Origin of the sequence: Pseudomonas sp. S3E12 (genome assembly GCF_001702295.1) — a bacterium.
Classification (GTDB): domain Bacteria; phylum Pseudomonadota; class Gammaproteobacteria; order Pseudomonadales; family Pseudomonadaceae; genus Aquipseudomonas; species Aquipseudomonas marginalis.
The window spans coordinates 27,049-43,825 of sequence record NZ_MBDT01000038.1; the positions used below are offsets into that span (position 1 = coordinate 27,049).

A 16,777-nucleotide genomic window follows, 5' to 3' on the forward strand; every position below is an offset into this window, starting at 1 on the left:
GCAACCGTCACGGATAAAGTGCGGGGTTGCAACTTGTTGGAGTGGGCTGCATAACTTAGGCATGAACCTTCCTGAATCAACCGACACGGTCTTGAACGGCTTCCACCCCGCCGTCAGCACCTGGTTCCGACACACCTTCCCTTCGGTGACCAGCGCCCAGGCCCAGGCGTGGCCGCTGATCCGCCAGCGCCGCTCGACGCTGATCGCGGCGCCCACCGGCTCCGGCAAGACGTTGACGGCGTTCCTCGCGGTGCTCGATGACCTGGTGCACCAGGGCCTGGCCAACGGCGGGCAACTGCCGGACGAGACGCTGGTGGTGTATGTGTCGCCGCTCAAGGCGCTGTCCAATGACATCCAGATCAACCTGCAAACCCCGCTGGCCGGGATCACCGAGCATTTGCAGCGCCTGGGCCTGCCGCCGCTGGTGATTCGCACCGCCGTGCGCACCGGCGACACCCCGCAGAAAGACCGCGCACAGATGCGCAAGCGCCCGCCGCATATCCTGGTGACCACACCGGAATCGCTCTACGTGCTGCTGGGCTCGGACTCCGGCCGGCACATGCTGGCCAGCGCGCGCACGGTGATCGTCGATGAAATCCACGCCATCGCCGCCAGTAAGCGAGGCAGCCACCTGGCCCTGAGCCTGGAACGCCTGCAAGGCTTGTGTGCCGAGCCACTGACCCGCATCGGTCTGTCGGCCACGCAAAAGCCTATCGAGGCGGTGTCGCGCTTTCTGGTGGGCACTGAGCGAACGTGCGACATCGTCGACATCGGCCATGCCCGCCGCCGTGACCTGGATATCGAAGTGCCGCCGGTGCCGCTGTCGGCGGTGATGGCCAACGATGTCTGGGAGCTGGTCTACGACCGTCTCGCCGCCCTTGCCCGTGAGCACCGCACCACGCTGATCTTCGTCAACACCCGGCGCCTGACCGAACGCCTGGCTCGGCACCTGAGCGAGCGCCTGGGCAAGAGCGCCGTGGCCGCCCACCACGGCAGCCTGGCCAAGGAAATGCGCCTGGATGCCGAGCAACGGCTCAAGGCCGGCGAGTTGCAAGTGCTGATCGCCACCGCATCCCTGGAGCTGGGGATTGATATCGGCGATGTCGATTTGGTGTGCCAGATCGGTTCGCCGGGCTCCATCAACGGTTTTCTGCAACGGGTGGGCCGCTCCGGGCATCAGGTCGGCGGCACGCCCAAGGGGCGCCTGTTCGCCACCACCCGCGACGACCTGATCGAATGCGCCGCCCTGCTCGATTGTGTGCGGCGGGGCGAACTGGACACCTTGCAGATCCCGGTGGCGCCCCTGGACGTGCTGGCCCAGCAGATCATCGCCGAGGTCAGTGCCCAGGAGTGGCCGGAGCAGGCCCTGCTCGACCTGATCCACCGCGCCGCGCCCTACGCCGTCCTGGATGAACGCCACTACCAGGCGCTGCTACAGATGCTCGCCGACGGCTACAACGGGCGCCAGGGTATCCGCAGCGCGTACCTGCACCGCGATGCCCTGACCCGCACCCTGCGCGGCCGCCGTGGCGCCAGGCTGACCGCCGTGACCAGCGGCGGCACCATCCCCGACAACGCCGATTACAGTGTGTTGCTCGAACCCCAGAGCCTGAACATCGGCAGCGTCAACGAAGACTTCGCGGTGGAAAGTATCGCCGGGGATATCTTCCAGCTCGGTAATACGTCCTACAGGATCTTGCGGGTCGAAGCCGGCAAAGTGCGGGTCGAAGACGCCCATGGCCAGCCGCCGACCATTCCGTTCTGGCTCGGCGAAGCGCCGGGGCGCAGCAATGAGTTGTCCGCCGCTGTCGCGCGTTTGCAGGGGCAACTCGACACCCTGCTCAGCGCCAGCCCTGGCGACCTGCAACCGGCGCAAGAGTGGCTCACCGGCACCCTTGGCCTGAACCGCGCCAGCGCCGAACAGATCCTCGACTACCTGGCCCGCGCGCGCCTGGCCCTCGGCGCGTTGCCGTCCCAAGACACGTTGATCATGGAGCGGTTTTTCGACGAATCCGGCGGCACCCAGTTGATCATCCACACGCCGTTCGGCAGCCGCGTCAATCGGGCCTGGGGCCTGGCCTTGCGCAAGCGTTTTTGCCGCACCTTCAATTTCGAATTGCAGGCGGCAGCCAGCGAAAATGCGATCGTGCTGTCGCTGTCCACCAGCCACAGTTTCGAGCTGGATGAGGTGTGGCGTTACCTCAACAGCAACAGTGCTGAACACCTGCTGATCCAGGCGGTGCTGGATGCGCCGCTGTTCGGCGTGCGCTGGCGCTGGAACGCCGGCGTGGCCCTGGCGCTGCCGCGCTTTACCGGCGGGCGCAAAGTGGCGCCGCAGCTGCAGCGTATGAAGAGCGAAGACCTGATCGCCAGTGTGTTCCCCGACCAGATCGCCTGCCTGGAAAACCTCGCCGGCGAACGCGAAGTGCCCGAGCACCCGCTGGTGGAACAAACCCTCGACGACTGCCTGCACGAAGCCATGGACAGCGACGCCTGGCTTGCCTTGCTTCGGCGCATGGAGCGCGGCGACGTGCGCTTGATCAGCCGCGACCTGCCGGCGCCCTCGCCCATGGCCGCCGAAATCCTCAGCGCGCGCCCCTACACCTTTCTCGACGACGCACCGCTGGAAGAACGCCGCACCCAGGCCGTGCTCAACCGCCGTTGGAGCGACCCGCAGAGCACCGACGACCTCGGCGCATTGGATGCGGACGCCATCGCCGGCGTGCGCGAAGAGGCCTGGCCGGCGCCCCATGGCGTGGATGAAATGCATGAGGCACTGATGAGCCTGGCGTGCATCGCCAGTCACGAAGTCACGGCGCAATGGGCCGAGTGGCTGAACGCCTTGGCCAAGGGTGGACGCGCCTTTCAGTTGTCCAATGGCCTGTGGGTCGCGCTGGAACGCCTGGGATGTTTGCAGGCGATCTACCCCAACAACTTGCCGTTGCTCCCCGGCTTCGATGAGGCATGGACCTTTGACGACGCGCTGGTAGAAGTGCTGCGTGCGCGCCTGGGTGGCTTCGGCCCGCAGAGCATTATCGAGATCGCCGCGCCACTGACCTTGCCGGTGGCCGACATCACCCAGGCGCTGGCACGCCTGGAGCAGGAAGGCTACGTGCTGCGCGGTCACTTCAGCCCCGGCGCACTCGAGGAACAATGGTGCGAACGACATCTGCTTGCACGCATTCATCGCTACACGGTCAAGCGCCTGCGCCGGGAAATCGAGCCGGTGGCACTGCAGGATTTCATGCGCTTCCTGTTCGATTGGCAGCACCTATCCGACAGCACGCGGGGCCAGAGCAGCGCCATGCTGCCGCAGATTGTCGGCCAGTTCGAAGGCTACGCCGCCGCCACGTCGGCCTGGGACAGTGACCTGCTCAGTGCACGGCTCAAGGATTACTCATCGACCTGGCTCGACGAGCTGTGCCGCAGCGGCAAGCTGGTGTGGACGCGCTTGAGCAACAAGTCCGGCGCCATGGCCCTGCGCAGTACGCCGGTGGTGCTGTTGCCGCGCAGCCAGGTGGCATTGTGGAGCGGGCTCACCGAACCCACCGACAGCACGACGCTGTCGCCCAAGGCGCAGAAAGTCCACCTGGCCTTGCGCGAACACGGCGCGCTGTTTTTCGATGAGCTGGTGCACGAAGCCCATCTGCTGCGCAGCGAACTGGAAAGCGCGTTGCAGGAACTGGTCGGCGCCGGCCTGGTGAATGCCGACAGTTTTGCCGGGTTGCGCGCACTGACCACCCCGGCCAGCAAGCGCCAGGCGCGCAGCAGTCGGCGCGGGCGTGGGGCGTTTATCGGCGGCATGGACGATGCCGGGCGCTGGGCGCTGATTCGCCGCCCATCGACCGCCGCCGGCCCGCACTCGGCCGAAACCCTGGAACATGTGGCGATGACCTTGCTGCGCCGTTATGGCGTGGTGTTCTGGCGTTTGCTGGAGCGCGAGGCGGATTGGTTGCCGAGTTGGCGCGAACTGCTACGCACATTCCATCGGCTGGAGGCCCGGGGTGAGATTCGCGGCGGGCGGTTTGTCAGCGGGCTGGCGGGTGAGCAGTTTGCGTTGCCCGAAGCGATCCCGTTGCTGCGCGAAGTGCGGCGCAGGCCCCATGACGGGAGTTTGATCGCCGTGTGCGGGGCTGACCCGCTGAACCTGGTGGGCACACTGTTGCCGGGCAGCAAGGTGCCGGCGGTGAGTGGGAATCGAATTGTGTATCGGGATGGGTTGCCGGCGGCGGTGATGGTCGCCGGCAAGCAGCAGCTGTTGCTGGAGGTGGATCAGCAGGCGGTGCAGGAGAAGTTGATCAGGCATTGAATTTGAGGGCCTCATTGAGGCCTGGGCTGCTCCGTCAACACCACCGACGCCGGCACCTCTTCATCCGGCTCATCCACCTGGGATGCACGCTTGGGCAACAAAACCTGCTGTGGATAAGTCTGCGCGAAGTGCACCTCATCACAGTTATCCACAAGCTTTTTCAAACGCTGGTTGAACGCACGGCTCACCGCGTATTGCCCACCCGACACAGTACGAAACTGCGCCGTGAGCACCACGCCATTGAGGTCCATCTTGTCGACGCCAAACACCTCCAGCGGCCCTTGCAGGTTGTACTTGAGGAACACATCGTCGCGGATCGACTGCCCGGCCTCGCGGATCAGTTCCACGGCCTTGTCCACATCGGTGTCGTAGGTGAACTGCACCGAGAAGAACGCATAGGCAAATTGCCGCGACTGGTTGGTGACCGCCTTGATCTGCCCGAACGGCACCGAATGCACGAACCCCTTGCCGTCGCGCAGGCGCAGGGTGCGGATGGTCAGGCCTTCGACGGTGCCGGCGTGGCCGGAGTCGAGCACCACCCAGTCGCCGATGGACAAGGTGTCTTCGATGATGATGAACAGGCCGGTGATCACGTCCTGCACCAATTGCTGGGAGCCGAAACCAATCGCCAGGCCGACCACACCGGCCCCCGCCAGCAACGGCGCGACGTTGATGCCCAGGTTGGCCATGGTGGTGATTGCGCAGATCACCACCAGGATGATTTTGATCGCATTGCGCAGCAGCGGCAGGATGGTCTTCACCCTTGTGCTGGGCTGGCGATTGGAGCGTTTGTTCACCGGCGGTTTCAGCGCTTCCTGGATCGCCGTGTCGAGTACGACCCAGAACAACCATGTCATCAACAGGATCAGGCCGATGCTGCTGAGGGAGTCGCTGATCGCACGGCCTACCGAGTTGCGCTGGGCAAATTCGAACAGCGATACGCCCCAGATGCGCCCGAGGATTTCGATAAAGGCGATGGCCATGACGATACGCAGGATCGCATGCAAGAGGCTGAGGAAACGCTCCTTATAGGCACTGCTGCGCTGGATCGCCACTTGGCTGCGGGACTTGAACAGGTGTTGCAGCACCGTGCTCAGGAAGACCGTGCCGATCAACAGAATCGTGGTGAACAGCGCGCAGCGCAGGGCTTTCTGGTTGTCGTCTCCGGCGCCGATCAGGTTGATCGCCGAGACCAGCACCATCAACAGGATCGGCCAGTACCAAAGGCCGGAAAATATCCGTAGCGACTGTTGCAACGCCGGGTGTTTCAGGCGCTGGGCCAGCGGTCGATTACGAATCAGGTGGGCCACCGGGCGGCGCAGGCGCACCACCAGCACGCCAAAGATCACCGCCGCGAACAGGCCGGTAAACACCGCGATACTGCTGGTGATATTGCCGCCGAGCTGGCGGGCGATCTGCGGACTGGTCAGGGCGTCGCTGAGGGCGGCGAGGAAGCCGATCAGGAACAGCGGCTTGGGGCAGTAGTCGCGAATGATCTGCACCGCCGGCCGCTTATGGCCGACGTTGAACATCACAATCACGCACAGCAGCATCGACGTGGAGAAGATGCCGCTGCTGGTCGCATAGGCAAAGCACAGCGCCAGGGCGCGGCCTATGGACGTGGGCAGGAAGTGACTGACATAGAGCGTCAGCGGCAGGCAGATCAGCGCCGGGATCGTGTAGGGCACCACATAACCCAGTACGCCTTGCAGGCGCCTGCGGCGTTCGACGAACTGGCGCCGGTTCAAGCGCCGCACGATAAAGCGCCCCAGCAACGTCAACAGCGCGAAGGCGCCAATCCACACACTGGACAGCAGCAGGAAGTCGCCGGCCACGCTCCACGGCGAACGCTCCGACGTCTGGTCAACCAACCGGCCGACTTCATCCGCCGCCCGATCCGCGCGCAAGCGCCAGGCATCAACGAGGTTCTGATTGAGGTCGAGCTTGTTCTGCACATCATCGATGCTGGAACTGATGGCACCGAGCAATCCACCCTCCACCAGCAACTCCGGTTTGGCCGGTGCCTCGGGCTCCGGCGCGGTGGCCGCGGCGTACAGTGCGCCGCTGCCGCAGAACAGCAGCGCGCCGAGCAGTAATGCAGTCTTTAGATTCAGCAAAACACCGGGCTCCTTCAGAAGGGTCTGTAAGGAACTGACGGATTTGAGCACTGATCGTTCCCCTGTTTCAGCATCTTTGCCGCTTGGGCAACTATCAAATGCGGCCTGCATGCCGGGGTGAGGCGTGGTGGCCCCTTTGCACAGTTTTGAACCTGCACCGTCTGTAGGACGGTGGAAACTTTCGCGCAAATTGCACGGTCATCCCAAAACGGAGGTCAATCGACCCACATCGACGGGAGTAACCATGGCGGCGATTCATATCGGCATTTCCGGCTGGCGCTACACGCCTTGGCGGGGGGATTTCTACCCCGAGGGGCTGACCCAGAAACGCGAGCTGCAGTTTGCGTCACGCGCCGTCAACAGCATCGAGATCAACGGTTCGTTCTACGCGCTGCAAACTCCCAAGCGTTACGCCGAGTGGTATGCCCAGACGCCTGAAGACTTCATGTTCAGTGTCAAGGCACCGCGCTACATCACGCATATCCTGCGCCTGCAGGATGTGCACAAGCCGATGGCGAACTTCTTCGCCTCCGGAGTGCTGGAGCTGAAAGACAAACTCGGCCCGATCCTGTGGCAGTTTCCGCCCAGCTTTAAATTCGATCCGCTGCTGTTCGAAGCCTTCCTCGCCGAATTGCCCACCGACACCCGGCAGGCCGCCACCCTCGCCCACCAGCATGAGCCGCGCCTGAACGGCAAGGCCAGCCTGCAGGCCCACGGCAAGCGCGCCCTGCGCCACGCGGTGGAGATTCGTCATAACAGTTTTGCGGTGCCGGAGTTCGTGCAGATGCTGGAAAAGCACAGCGTGGCGCTGGTGGTGGCAGACACCGCCGGCAAGTGGCCGTATCTCGAAGATGTTACCGCCAACTTCATGTACTTGCGTTTGCACGGCGACAAGCAGCTGTACGCCAGCGGTTATACCGATGAAGCCCTCAAGCGCTGGGGCGATCGCATCGAACGTTGGGCCCACGGCAAGCAACCGGCCGATGCGCACCTGGCCGCTCCGCAGCACAAACCGCGCGCCCGCAAACAGCGGGATGTGTTTTGCTTTTTCGACAATGACATCAAAGTGCGTGCGCCCTTCGATGCACGCCACTTGCTGCAGCGTTTCGGGCTGGACAGGCAGCTTTGCACCGAACCCGGCAAGTTGCCTGAACCGGGGGTGTTGCCATGACACATCCGGAATGGGTCCCCATTACGCCCACCGTCGCCATCACCCACTTCACGGTGCTGACGGTCAATATCCACAAGGGCTTCACCGCCTTGAACCGACGTTTCATCCTGCCGGAACTGCGCGAAGCAGTGCGCAGTGTGGGCGCTGATATGGTGTTCCTGCAGGAAATCCACGGCACCCACGAGCGCCATCCCCAGCGCTACAGCGACTGGCCGAACATGCCGCAGTACGAGTTCCTCGCCGACAGCATCTGGCCGCAGTTCGCCTACGGGCGCAACGCGGTCTACCCCCATGGCGACCATGGCAATGCGTTGCTGTCGAAATTCCAGATCGTGCGCTACGACAACCTCGATATCTCCCAAAGCGGCCATGAAAACCGTGGCCTGTTGCATTGCGTGCTGCGCTTGCCTGGCACCGGACAGGAAGTGCATGCGATCTGCATCCACCTGGGCTTGCGCGAGGTGCATCGCCAGCAGCAATTGCGCTTGTTGGAGCAGCGTATCAGCGAGATCCCGGCGGATGCGCCGTTGGTGGTTGCCGGCGATTTCAATGACTGGCGCCAACGCGCCGACCTCAGCCAGAGCGGCCTGCAGGAAGTCTTCATGCAGGCCCACGGCAAACTCGCACGCACCTTTCCCGCGCGCCTGCCGCTGCTGGCGCTGGACCGCATCTATGTGCGCAATCTAAAGATTCATAACCCCAAGGTGCTGACCACCCGCCCCTGGTCCCATCTGTCAGACCACGTGCCCCTGTCGGTGGAGATTGAACTATGAACATTGCCGTTGAGCACATTGCTACCGACCAGCCGCCGGATGAAGCCAAGGCCCGCGACGTCGATTACGGCTGGCAGCCTGACAACCGGCTCGAGTTGCTGGAGAACGGCGAGGCGTACTTTCCCAAAGTGTTCGACGCCTTGCGCGGGGCACAGCGGGAGATCCTGCTGGAGACCTTTATCCTCTTCGAAGACAAGGTCGGCCATGAGCTGCAACGCATCTTGATCGACGCGGCGCAGCGTGGTGTCAAGGTGGTGGTCAGCCTGGATGGCTTTGGCTGCGGCGAACTGAGCCGCGCTTTTCTCGGCGAATTGGCCCAGGCCGGGGTGGCCGTGCAGATGTTTGACCCGGCGTCCAAGACCCTGGGTATTCGCACCAACTGGTTTCGCCGCCTGCACCGCAAGATCGTGGTGGTGGATGCCGCCGTGGCGTTTATCGGCGGGATCAATTTTTCTGCCGATCACCTGGGGGATTTCGGCCCCGAGGCCAAGCAGGATTACGCGGTGCAGGTGATAGGCCCGGCGGTGGCCGACCTGCATCATTTTGCCCTCGCCCAAAGCGGCCGCCAGGTGCGCACGCGGCGCGGTTGGCGACGGCGCCAGCAACGGCCATCGCCTTGGCCGACCGACACAGGCGAGGGCCTGGTGCGCCTGATTTACCGCGACAACCTGCAGCACCGCGACGACATTGAAGAGGCCTACATCCATGCCTTGAGCAAAGCCCGGGAACGCGCGGTGATTGCCAATGCCTATTTCTTCCCCGGTTACCGCCTGCTGCGCGAGATCCGCAATGCGGCGCGCCGTGGCGTGAAGGTGCAATTGATCATGCAGGGCCAGCCCGATGTGCTGCTGGCCAAGCTGGCCGCGCGCATGCTCTACGACTACCTGCTCAAGGATGGCGTGGTGATTCATGAATATTGCCAGCGCCCGCTGCACGGCAAGGTTGCGCTGGTGGATGACGAGTGGAGCACCGTGGGTTCGAGCAACCTCGACCCGTTAAGCCTGTCGCTGAACCTGGAGGCCAACGTGCTGATTCGTGACCGGGCGTTCAATCAGCAACTGTACGAACGCCTGGACGTACTCGCCAAGGAGCATTGCCAGACCATGCCGGAAAACCGCAAGCCGCGCCTGTGGCTATGGCGATTGACCGTCGGTTTCCTGGTGTTCCATGTGATGCGCCACTTCCCCGCGCTGACCGGCTGGTTGCCGGCGCACAAGCCACGGTTGAAACCCTTCGAGGCTCGAACCCATGACATCTGAAGCCAACGGTTCCCGCTTCAAGCGCTGGAAGAAACCGCTGACCGTGGCGTTCTTCCTGTTGCTGATCGTGCTGTTCACCCTGCTCGCAAGGCGTATCGACTGGAGCGAAGTGTTCCAGACCCTGGGCGATTTCAAGCTGCGCACCCTGCTGATCGCGGGCACGCTGACGTTGTGCAGCTTTATCGTCTACGCCTGCTTCGACTTGATCGGCCGCACCTACATTCGCCAACCGCTGCGCTGGAAGCAGATCCTGCCGGTCGGGATCATCAGCTATGCGTTCAATCTGAACCTGAGTGCCTGGGTCGGCGGGATCGCCATGCGCTATCGGCTGTATTCGCGGCTGGGGGTGAGCACCGGCAATATCGCCAAGATTCTCGGGCTGAGCCTGGCCACCAATTGGTTCGGTTATATGGCATTGGCCGGGGTGGTGTTCAGCAGCGGCCTGGTGACCATGCCGCCGGGCTGGAAGCTCAGCAGCGGCGCCCTGCAGGGCGTGGGTGTGCTGTTGGTGCTGGCGAGCCTGGGCTATCTGGCGGCGTGCCAATTCTCGACAAAGCGTGCGTGGTCGATTCGCGGCATCGAGATCAACCTGCCGTCGCTGCGCATGGCCTGCCTGCAGTTGGCATTGGGCGCGTTGAACTGGTCGCTGATGGCGGCGGTGATTTTCACCTTGTTGCCCGCCAAGCTGGACTACCCGCTGGTGCTGGGCGTGCTGCTGATCAGCGCGATCGCCGGTGTCATCACCCATATCCCCGCCGGGCTCGGGGTACTGGAAGCGGTGTTTATCGCACTGCTGCAACATGAAGCGTCGCGGGGCAGTTTGCTGGCCGGGCTGATCGCCTATCGCGCCATCTACTTTATCCTGCCGCTGCTGATCGCTCTGGTGATGTACCTCGGTGTCGAGGCCAAAGCCAAGGCATTACGGGTGAAGAAAACACCGGCATGATCGCGTTACTGGGACTGGATGATGCTCAACCGCTCGCCCACCACCATCTCGGTGATCCAGTCCACCAGGATCGAGGTGTAGGCTTGCTGTGACACTGGATCGCTCAGGGAGTGGTCGGCACCATCGATGATGCGGTGCGTCAGGGAGTGCGTGTGCTGGCACGCCGCGCGGTAGCTCATGATGGTGGCGTGGGGCACATGGTCGTCGGTTTCCGATTCGACAATCAGCACATCACCGGTAAATTGCGCGCAGGCCTGCAGCGCGCGGTTGGTTTCGGCGTGCACCAGGGTGCTGCGGTAATCCATCAGGTCGGCCTTATCGAGGTCACGCTTGGGCTTGAGCCATTCCTGGTCGCGGTACAGCGCCGGCACGCGCAGCGCCAGCCAGCGCACCGGGCGCAATGAGGTGAGAATCGCCGCCAGGTAGCCGCCATAGCTGGTGCCCACCACCGCCACCGCCGAGGTGTCGATGGCCGGGTGCGAGAGCAGTCGGTCGTAGGCCGCCAGCAGATCGCGCAGGTTGTCTTCCCGGGTGACGCGGGACAAGGGAATACCTGTGCCCGCGTGACCACGCAGATCGAACGTCAGGCACACGCATCCCAGGCCGGCGATACCTTTGGCGCGCTCCAGGTCACGCTCCTGACTACCGCCCCAGCCGTGCACGAATAACACCCCCGGCACCTTCGATTTGGGGCTGAGGAACGTGCCGCTCATCTGTTCGTCGTCGATGTCGATCGCAATGCTTTCGCTTCTAGCCGTCATAAGATTTAACCGTCACGTACTTGAGAAGAAAGTCGCTGTTTTCCGCCGGGCCTCGGTACACCTCGATAGCATCCGCGGGCAGCGCCTGGTCCACGTAGGTCTCTACCGAAGACACCTGAATGGCCTTGAGGCCCGGGTGGTTGATAAAGCTCTGCAGCGCCGCGACTTCCGCGCTGCTGGCGCCACCCATGCGCCAGGATTGTTCAAGCACACCACTGCGCCGCTGGCCGTCGCTGTCCAGGCCCTGGGCGATGTCGTAGTTGCGCCGGGACGCGTAGAAACCTGGGTAAGCCTCATCGGCGGCCGCGTCGAAGACCTGGGCTTGCTCGATGGCTTGGCGCACGTCGCCGGGCAGCTCGAGCTTGAGCAAATCGTCATAACCGCCAGGCACCACCAGCAGGTTGGAGCCACCGTAGACCTCCTCGCCCTGTCCGTCCTGGGTCAGGTATTGCTCGCCGCAGTAGCTGATGACGTGATCGCCGATAAAACTCTGGCCCACACTATGGGTGACCACATCGTGCAGGTCTTGTTCCAGCACCACGCCTTCGCTGAACATCCGGGCCGCTTCGGGGCGCGCCAGCACGGCCTCGAACTCATCCAGGCTGTGGATAACTTCCTGGCCGCGCCCGGCGCAGGCATGCACCGGCTTCAGGCGGATCGGCCCGCTGTAGAGCAGGCGTTTGGCGGCTTCCCGTGCATCGTTGAGCGCAAATACGCTCAGGCCGTCCAGCACAACGTCGCGCACGCGCTCGCAGAACAACGGCGACCAGCCTTCGGGGGCTGCGGCGTCCGGGCCCAGCAGGCCGTGACTGATGGCTTTGGTGCCGATGAAGTCATGCTCCACATAACCGCCCCACAGGTCTTCGGGGCCCTTGATATTAAGGGCCCGCGCCTGCGCAGGGCCAATCAGTGTTTGCGTGGGAAGCAGGTAACGTTCACGGCCGGCGTGTTTACGTGGATCGTAATCACCGCCGTACTTGAGCCCAAGGATTTGCGCCAGCCAGCGCGCAAGGGCTCGGTTGGTTTCGACTTCATGCCGGGGAGCGCCTTCTCGCGTGGAGTGAGCGACTACCCATTTCTTGCGTTGAGTCGGGGTCATGCATCCCCCTTGGCCTTCCCGCCATGTGTGTGGGTGGAAGGTTGCAGGGATCAGGCCAAGGCAGGTTCAAAAGTGAGGGGTTTGAAATCAATCACTTGCGCAAAAAGCGATAGCAGTTGGCCTGTATTATTCTGCACGACACCCCCTTGACCGTGGGGCGTTCTGCACGATTCACACGCCAAAACGGCTGCGGTAATCACTGGGTGCCAAACCGGTGATCCTCTTGAAGGTGGCGCGAAACGCACCAGGGTCCTGATACCCCACGGTCCAGGCGATGTGGTCGATGGTGGCGGTGGTGAATTCCAGCATTTGCCGCGCCTTGCCGACACGTAAATGCTGGCAGTATTCGGTGGGCTTCAATCCCGTGGCACTGCGAAAACGCCGTAGGAACGTGCGCTCTTCCAGCCCCGCCTCTTGCGCCATGGCGGCCACGGACACATCCACCGCGCCACTGGCTTGCAACCAATGCTGGACCTTGAGGATGGCCGCATCGCCATGGCTGAAGATCGGCGCAAAGTTGCTGCCGCACTGGCTGGCACTGTCGCTGTGCTCGATCACCAGGAAACGCGCGGTAGCGGCGGCAACGCTGGGGCCCATCAGGCGGTCGACCAGGCGCAGGCCCAGCTCGGACCAGGCCATCAGCCCGGCGGTGGTGATCAGGTCGCCGTCATCGACGATCGGTTTATCCGCCTCAAGGCGTACGGCCGGATAACGGGTCGCGAAGGATTTGGCTGAGGACCAATGGGTGGTGGCGCTGCGCCCGTCCAACAGACCGCTGCGCGCCAGCAGGATCGAACCGATGCAAACGCCACCGAGCACGGTGCCCGCAGCGTGTTGCTGGCGAATCCACTCGAGCAGTGCGGGCGGCGCCTGGTCTTCGGTGAACTCGCCGATTGAAGGCGGCACCAGCACCGCCATCATCGGTTGCTCAGGCCCTGGGTGGCTGTCGAATACCCGCGTGGGTATACCATCGCCATCCACCTGCCAGTGGCTCACCCGCAGCAACGGCAGCTGTGCGGATTGATGCTCGGCGGCGATCCGGTTGGCGACACCAAACAGATCGGTCAGCCCGTGCACCGCTGCCAACTGCGCACCGTGGTAGATCAACACGCCCAGCTCAACAACCGCCATTGTCAGTTTTCCCCCTGTTATTGTCGGTGCAGCCAATCCCCCGCTGCGGCGCCAGCTAACATACTGGCCCCATCAACCCATCACGAGGCAATACCCATGGCCAAGCAAGCACTCATCCTAATCGATATCCAGAACGACTACTTCCCTCAAGGCAAGTGGCCGCTCGATGGCGTGGAAGCCGCCGCGGACAAGGCTGCGCAGGTGCTCCAGGCGTTTCGCCAGAACGGGGATGCAGTGATTCATGTGCGCCATGAGTTCACGTCCGAGGATGCACCGTTTTTCACGCCGAACTCTGAGGGTGCCTATTTGCACCCCAAGGTGCTGAACGAGGGCAGCGAGCCGGTGGTGCTTAAACATTTCGTGAATGCGTTCCGCGAAACCCCTCTACGCGCCCTTCTGGAACAGCGCAGCATCACCGAACTGGTGGTGGTCGGCAGCATGAGCCATATGTGCATCGATGCGGTGGTGCGGGCCGCAGCGGACCTGGGCTACAAGGTCACGGTGATTCATGACGCGTGCGCCACCCGCGACCTGGAATTCAACGGACAGGTGATTCCGGCGGCGCAGGTGCATGGCGCGTATATGGTGTCGTTGGCATTTGGCTACGCGGGCGTAGTGTCGGCGGATGAGTATTTGAAGGCGCAAGCAGCAGCGGCGTAAGCGCTGCTTGCTTCTGTGCCGTCAGCGGGTCGCGATGATAAACAGGCGCGGGAAGGGCAGTAATACGGTGCCATCACCTAGTGCTGGATAAGCCTGTGTAATCCGCGCCTGGTATTCCTGTAGGAAGGCGGCTTTTTCGCTATCGCTCAGTGGCGCAAGAAAGGGTCGCAAGCCTGAGCCCTTGAACCACTCCACCACCGCCGCGTGATCCGCCAACGGGTGCTGGTAAGTGGTGCGCCATACGTCCACGGTGCCGCAGTGTTTGCTCAGCAACTCGTAGTAGTAGCTCGCCGAGTGGCGCTCATTGTGTTGGAACGCGCCGATCTTTGCCGCCCATGGGCCATCTGCAGCCACTTCGCGCGCCAGCCGGTGGGCGGGCTCATTGAGGTTGTCTGGGGTTTGTACGGCGAGCGTGCCGCCAGGCGCCAACTGGTCGACCAGATGCGGATAGAGCGTGGCGTGGTTTGGCAGCCATTGCAGCGAGGCGTTGGCGAGGATCACGTCGAATGGCTGCGACGGACTCCAGGCACCGATGTCCGCCAGCTCAAAGTTCAGCGCGGGCAGGCGTTTGCGGGCGTCGACCAGCATATCGTCGGAACTGTCCAGGCCAGTGACCTGCGCCTCTGGGAAACGCTCGGCCAATACTTGCGTGGAATTGCCGGGACCGCACCCCAGATCGACAGCAGTGCGCACATCGACATTGGGAATGGCCGCGACCAGATCACGCACAGGGCGCGTGCGCTGTCGTTCGAACATCGTGTACTGCTTGGCGGACCAGGTCATCACAGATTTCCTTCTTTTGAGAGGTTGGCCACAGCCTAAATCTTGTTAGTCATGAGAACAAATTCCAGGATTGCTGGCCTTCCCTGCCTGGAAAGTGTGGGGCACGAGAAACCTGCCATGGCGTCGACCACTATGCCCCTCAGTGGCGTTTAACTGTTGCAGGACGACCATCCGAAGACGGTTTTTTCCCGCAGTGCCGCTCGAAAAACCGAGCTAAACTCATTTTTGCCCCGTGCAGACTCGGCATCAAGGGGGCGTTAATGAAAATGCCAGCGTAGTGTCCACGGACGATTTTTCTGGCCATCACCAGCCAAATTCATCCGCATGTCCATGGAGCTATGCCATGTCTTATCTGAAAACTCGCGAAGGCAATGATCTTTATTACAAGGACTGGGGCAGCGGTCAGCCCGTTGTGTTCTGTCACGGGTGGCCACTGAGCAGCGACAGCTGGGAGTCGCAGATGCTGCATTTCGCCAATAACGGTTTTCGCGCCATTGCGCATGATCGCCGTGGGCATGGCCGTTCAAGCCAGCCCTGGGACGGCAACGACATGGACCATTACGCAGATGATTTGGCGGAGCTGATCGAACACCTGGATCTGACAGAGGTGATCCTTTTCGGATTTTCTACCGGCGGCGGCGAAGTCGCGCGGTATATCGCTCGCCATGGCACTGCGCGCGTGGCCAAGGCGGGTTTGATTTGCGCCGTTACGCCACTGATGCTCAAAACCGTCAGCAACCCCCAAGGGACACCCATTGAAGTTTTCGACGGCATGCGAGCCGACTCCATCGCCAACCGCTCGCAGCTCTACCTTGATCTGGCCAGCGGCCCATTTTTCGGATTCAACCGGGAGGGCGTCGAACCCTCTCAGGGCTTGATCAATTCATTCTGGATGCAGGGTGTCATGGGGGGGCATAAAAATACTTTTGATAGCATCAAAGCGTTTTCGGAAACCGACTTCCGAGAGGACTTGAAGCACTTCAATATGCCCACGCTCATCATCCACGGCAGCGACGATCAAATCGTGCCGATACAGGCTTCTGCGTTGCAGACTAACTTCTTGATCCCGCACTCCGAACTGCTGATCTACTCGCGCGCGCCTCATGGTTTGACGGACACTCACAAGCAGCGAGTCAACACAGATATGCTGGCCTTCGCCCTGCGTTAGGCGCCGTCAATACAAAAAAACCGCGCGGCCTTGTCGGCAGCGCGGTTTTTTTCAGCTTGCAGCGAATAGCTTTGGCACGGCTCAGAACGGGATATCGTCATCAAAGCTGTCGAAATCCGGAGCTGGCTGCGGCGCGGCCTGTTGTGGCGCTGGGCGCGACTCACGCTGTGGCTGCTGGCTTGGCTGTGGACGCGACTGCTGTGGGCGCGGTGCCGAGTTGGACATGCCACCCTGGCCTTGTTGGTCGCCCTGTGGACGGCCGCCCAGCAGTTGCATGGTGCCTTGCATGTCGACCACGATTTCAGTGGTGTAACGTTTGATGCCGTCTTTTTCCCACTCGCGGGTTTGCAGCTTGCCTTCGATGTAGACCTGCGAACCTTTGCGCAGGTACTCACCGGCGATCTCTGCCACCTTGCCGAACATCGACACACGGTGCCACTCGGTTTTCTCGACCTTCTGGCCGGTTTGCTTGTCGGTCCACTGTTCGCTGGTCGCCAGACTCAGGTTGGTCACGGCGTTACCGTTAGGCAAGTAGCGAACTTCGGGATCCTGGCCGCATGTACCGACCAATATGACTTTGTTAACCCCACGGGCCATAAC

General features: G+C 62.5%; 13 protein-coding genes. 7 read left to right on the forward strand and 6 right to left on the reverse strand.

The features are described from left to right. The first annotated feature begins 61 nt into the window (after nt 1-61). A complete protein-coding gene (locus BB029_RS31355; protein ID WP_065942252.1) occupies nt 62-4,309 on the forward strand; it encodes a DEAD/DEAH box helicase in 4,248 nt (1,415 codons plus the stop codon). Between the two features lie 11 nt (nt 4,310-4,320). Here BB029_RS31355 and BB029_RS31360 read toward each other — a convergent pair whose 3' ends face one another. Then, nucleotides 4,321-6,426, reverse strand: a complete 2,106-nt coding sequence (locus BB029_RS31360) for a mechanosensitive ion channel family protein (protein WP_065942253.1) — start codon at nt 6,424-6,426, stop codon at nt 4,321-4,323. A gap of 244 nt (nt 6,427-6,670) precedes the next feature. On the opposite strand from BB029_RS31360, the gene BB029_RS31365 reads away from it, so the two are divergent. Genes BB029_RS31365 through BB029_RS31380 form a run of 4 tightly spaced genes read left to right on the forward strand, consistent with a single transcriptional unit; the run spans nt 6,671 to nt 10,575 of the window. Next, nucleotides 6,671-7,597, forward strand: a complete 927-nt coding sequence (locus tag BB029_RS31365; RefSeq protein WP_065942254.1) for a DUF72 domain-containing protein — start codon at nt 6,671-6,673, stop codon at nt 7,595-7,597. Continuing rightward, nucleotides 7,594-8,370 (forward strand): endonuclease/exonuclease/phosphatase family protein, encoded by a 777-nt coding sequence (locus tag BB029_RS31370; protein WP_027605176.1) that lies wholly within the window; start codon nt 7,594-7,596, stop codon nt 8,368-8,370. Before BB029_RS31365 ends, BB029_RS31370 begins: the two co-directional genes overlap by 4 nt. After that, nucleotides 8,367-9,629: a cardiolipin synthase ClsB gene (clsB, locus tag BB029_RS31375; RefSeq protein ID WP_065942255.1), complete on the forward strand. Its 1,263-nt coding sequence runs from the start codon at nt 8,367-8,369 to the stop codon at nt 9,627-9,629. The genes BB029_RS31370 and clsB overlap by 4 nt, the downstream gene beginning before the upstream one ends. Next, nucleotides 9,619-10,575: a lysylphosphatidylglycerol synthase domain-containing protein gene (locus BB029_RS31380; RefSeq protein ID WP_065942256.1), complete on the forward strand. Its 957-nt coding sequence runs from the start codon at nt 9,619-9,621 to the stop codon at nt 10,573-10,575. Before clsB ends, BB029_RS31380 begins: the two co-directional genes overlap by 11 nt. A 5-nt stretch (nt 10,576-10,580) precedes the next feature. On the opposite strand, the gene BB029_RS31385 is transcribed toward BB029_RS31380, so the two are convergent. The 3 genes from BB029_RS31385 to BB029_RS31395 all read right to left on the reverse strand — a co-directional run bounded on the left by BB029_RS31385 (nt 10,581) and on the right by BB029_RS31395 (nt 13,566). Beyond that, nucleotides 10,581-11,336, reverse strand: a complete 756-nt coding sequence (locus BB029_RS31385) for a S9 family peptidase (RefSeq protein ID WP_027605173.1) — start codon at nt 11,334-11,336, stop codon at nt 10,581-10,583. Further along, nucleotides 11,326-12,435 (reverse strand): DUF3182 family protein, encoded by a 1,110-nt coding sequence (locus BB029_RS31390; RefSeq protein ID WP_065942257.1) that lies wholly within the window; start codon nt 12,433-12,435, stop codon nt 11,326-11,328. Before BB029_RS31390 ends, BB029_RS31385 begins: the two co-directional genes overlap by 11 nt. Nucleotides 12,436-12,606: 171 nt before the next feature. Then, nucleotides 12,607-13,566 (reverse strand): GlxA family transcriptional regulator, encoded by a 960-nt coding sequence (locus tag BB029_RS31395; RefSeq protein ID WP_065942258.1) that lies wholly within the window; start codon nt 13,564-13,566, stop codon nt 12,607-12,609. Between the two features lie 96 nt (nt 13,567-13,662). Here BB029_RS31395 and BB029_RS31400 point away from each other — a divergent pair, with 96 nt between their 5' ends. Beyond that, a complete protein-coding gene (locus BB029_RS31400) occupies nt 13,663-14,226 on the forward strand; it encodes a cysteine hydrolase family protein (protein WP_065942259.1) in 564 nt (187 codons plus the stop codon). A 21-nt stretch (nt 14,227-14,247) separates the two neighbouring features. Here the strand turns inward: BB029_RS31400 and tam are convergent, their stop codons facing one another. Further along, entirely contained in the window at nt 14,248-15,009 is a 762-nt protein-coding gene (gene tam / locus BB029_RS31405; protein ID WP_065942260.1) for a trans-aconitate 2-methyltransferase, read from the reverse strand. 343 nt (nt 15,010-15,352) lie between these two features. On the opposite strand from tam, the gene BB029_RS31410 reads away from it, so the two are divergent. Beyond that, complete coding sequence (locus tag BB029_RS31410; RefSeq protein ID WP_065942261.1) at nt 15,353-16,177, forward strand: alpha/beta fold hydrolase; 825 nt, start codon at nt 15,353-15,355, stop codon at nt 16,175-16,177. A gap of 81 nt (nt 16,178-16,258) precedes the next feature. Here BB029_RS31410 and BB029_RS31415 read toward each other — a convergent pair whose 3' ends face one another. Then, complete coding sequence (locus BB029_RS31415) at nt 16,259-16,774, reverse strand: single-stranded DNA-binding protein (protein WP_003232445.1); 516 nt, start codon at nt 16,772-16,774, stop codon at nt 16,259-16,261. Nucleotides 16,775-16,777 lie beyond the last annotated feature (3 nt).

Coding starts and splice junctions, on each gene's coding strand:
- BB029_RS31380 (WP_065942256.1), top strand. CDS start 9,619: ATGACATCTGAAGCCAACGGTTCCCGCTTCAAGCGCTGGAAGAAACCG.
- BB029_RS31395 (WP_065942258.1), bottom strand. CDS start 13,566: ATGGCGGTTGTTGAGCTGGGCGTGTTGATCTACCACGGTGCGCAGTTG.
- BB029_RS31385 (WP_027605173.1), bottom strand. CDS start 11,336: ATGACGGCTAGAAGCGAAAGCATTGCGATCGACATCGACGACGAACAG.
- BB029_RS31370 (WP_027605176.1), top strand. CDS start 7,594: ATGACACATCCGGAATGGGTCCCCATTACGCCCACCGTCGCCATCACC.
- BB029_RS31355 (WP_065942252.1), top strand. CDS start 62: ATGAACCTTCCTGAATCAACCGACACGGTCTTGAACGGCTTCCACCCC.
- BB029_RS31410 (WP_065942261.1), top strand. CDS start 15,353: ATGTCTTATCTGAAAACTCGCGAAGGCAATGATCTTTATTACAAGGAC.
- BB029_RS31400 (WP_065942259.1), top strand. CDS start 13,663: ATGGCCAAGCAAGCACTCATCCTAATCGATATCCAGAACGACTACTTC.
- BB029_RS31415 (WP_003232445.1), bottom strand. CDS start 16,774: ATGGCCCGTGGGGTTAACAAAGTCATATTGGTCGGTACATGCGGCCAG.
- BB029_RS31365 (WP_065942254.1), top strand. CDS start 6,671: ATGGCGGCGATTCATATCGGCATTTCCGGCTGGCGCTACACGCCTTGG.
- BB029_RS31390 (WP_065942257.1), bottom strand. CDS start 12,435: ATGACCCCGACTCAACGCAAGAAATGGGTAGTCGCTCACTCCACGCGA.
- tam (WP_065942260.1), bottom strand. CDS start 15,009: ATGACCTGGTCCGCCAAGCAGTACACGATGTTCGAACGACAGCGCACG.
- clsB (WP_065942255.1), top strand. CDS start 8,367: ATGAACATTGCCGTTGAGCACATTGCTACCGACCAGCCGCCGGATGAA.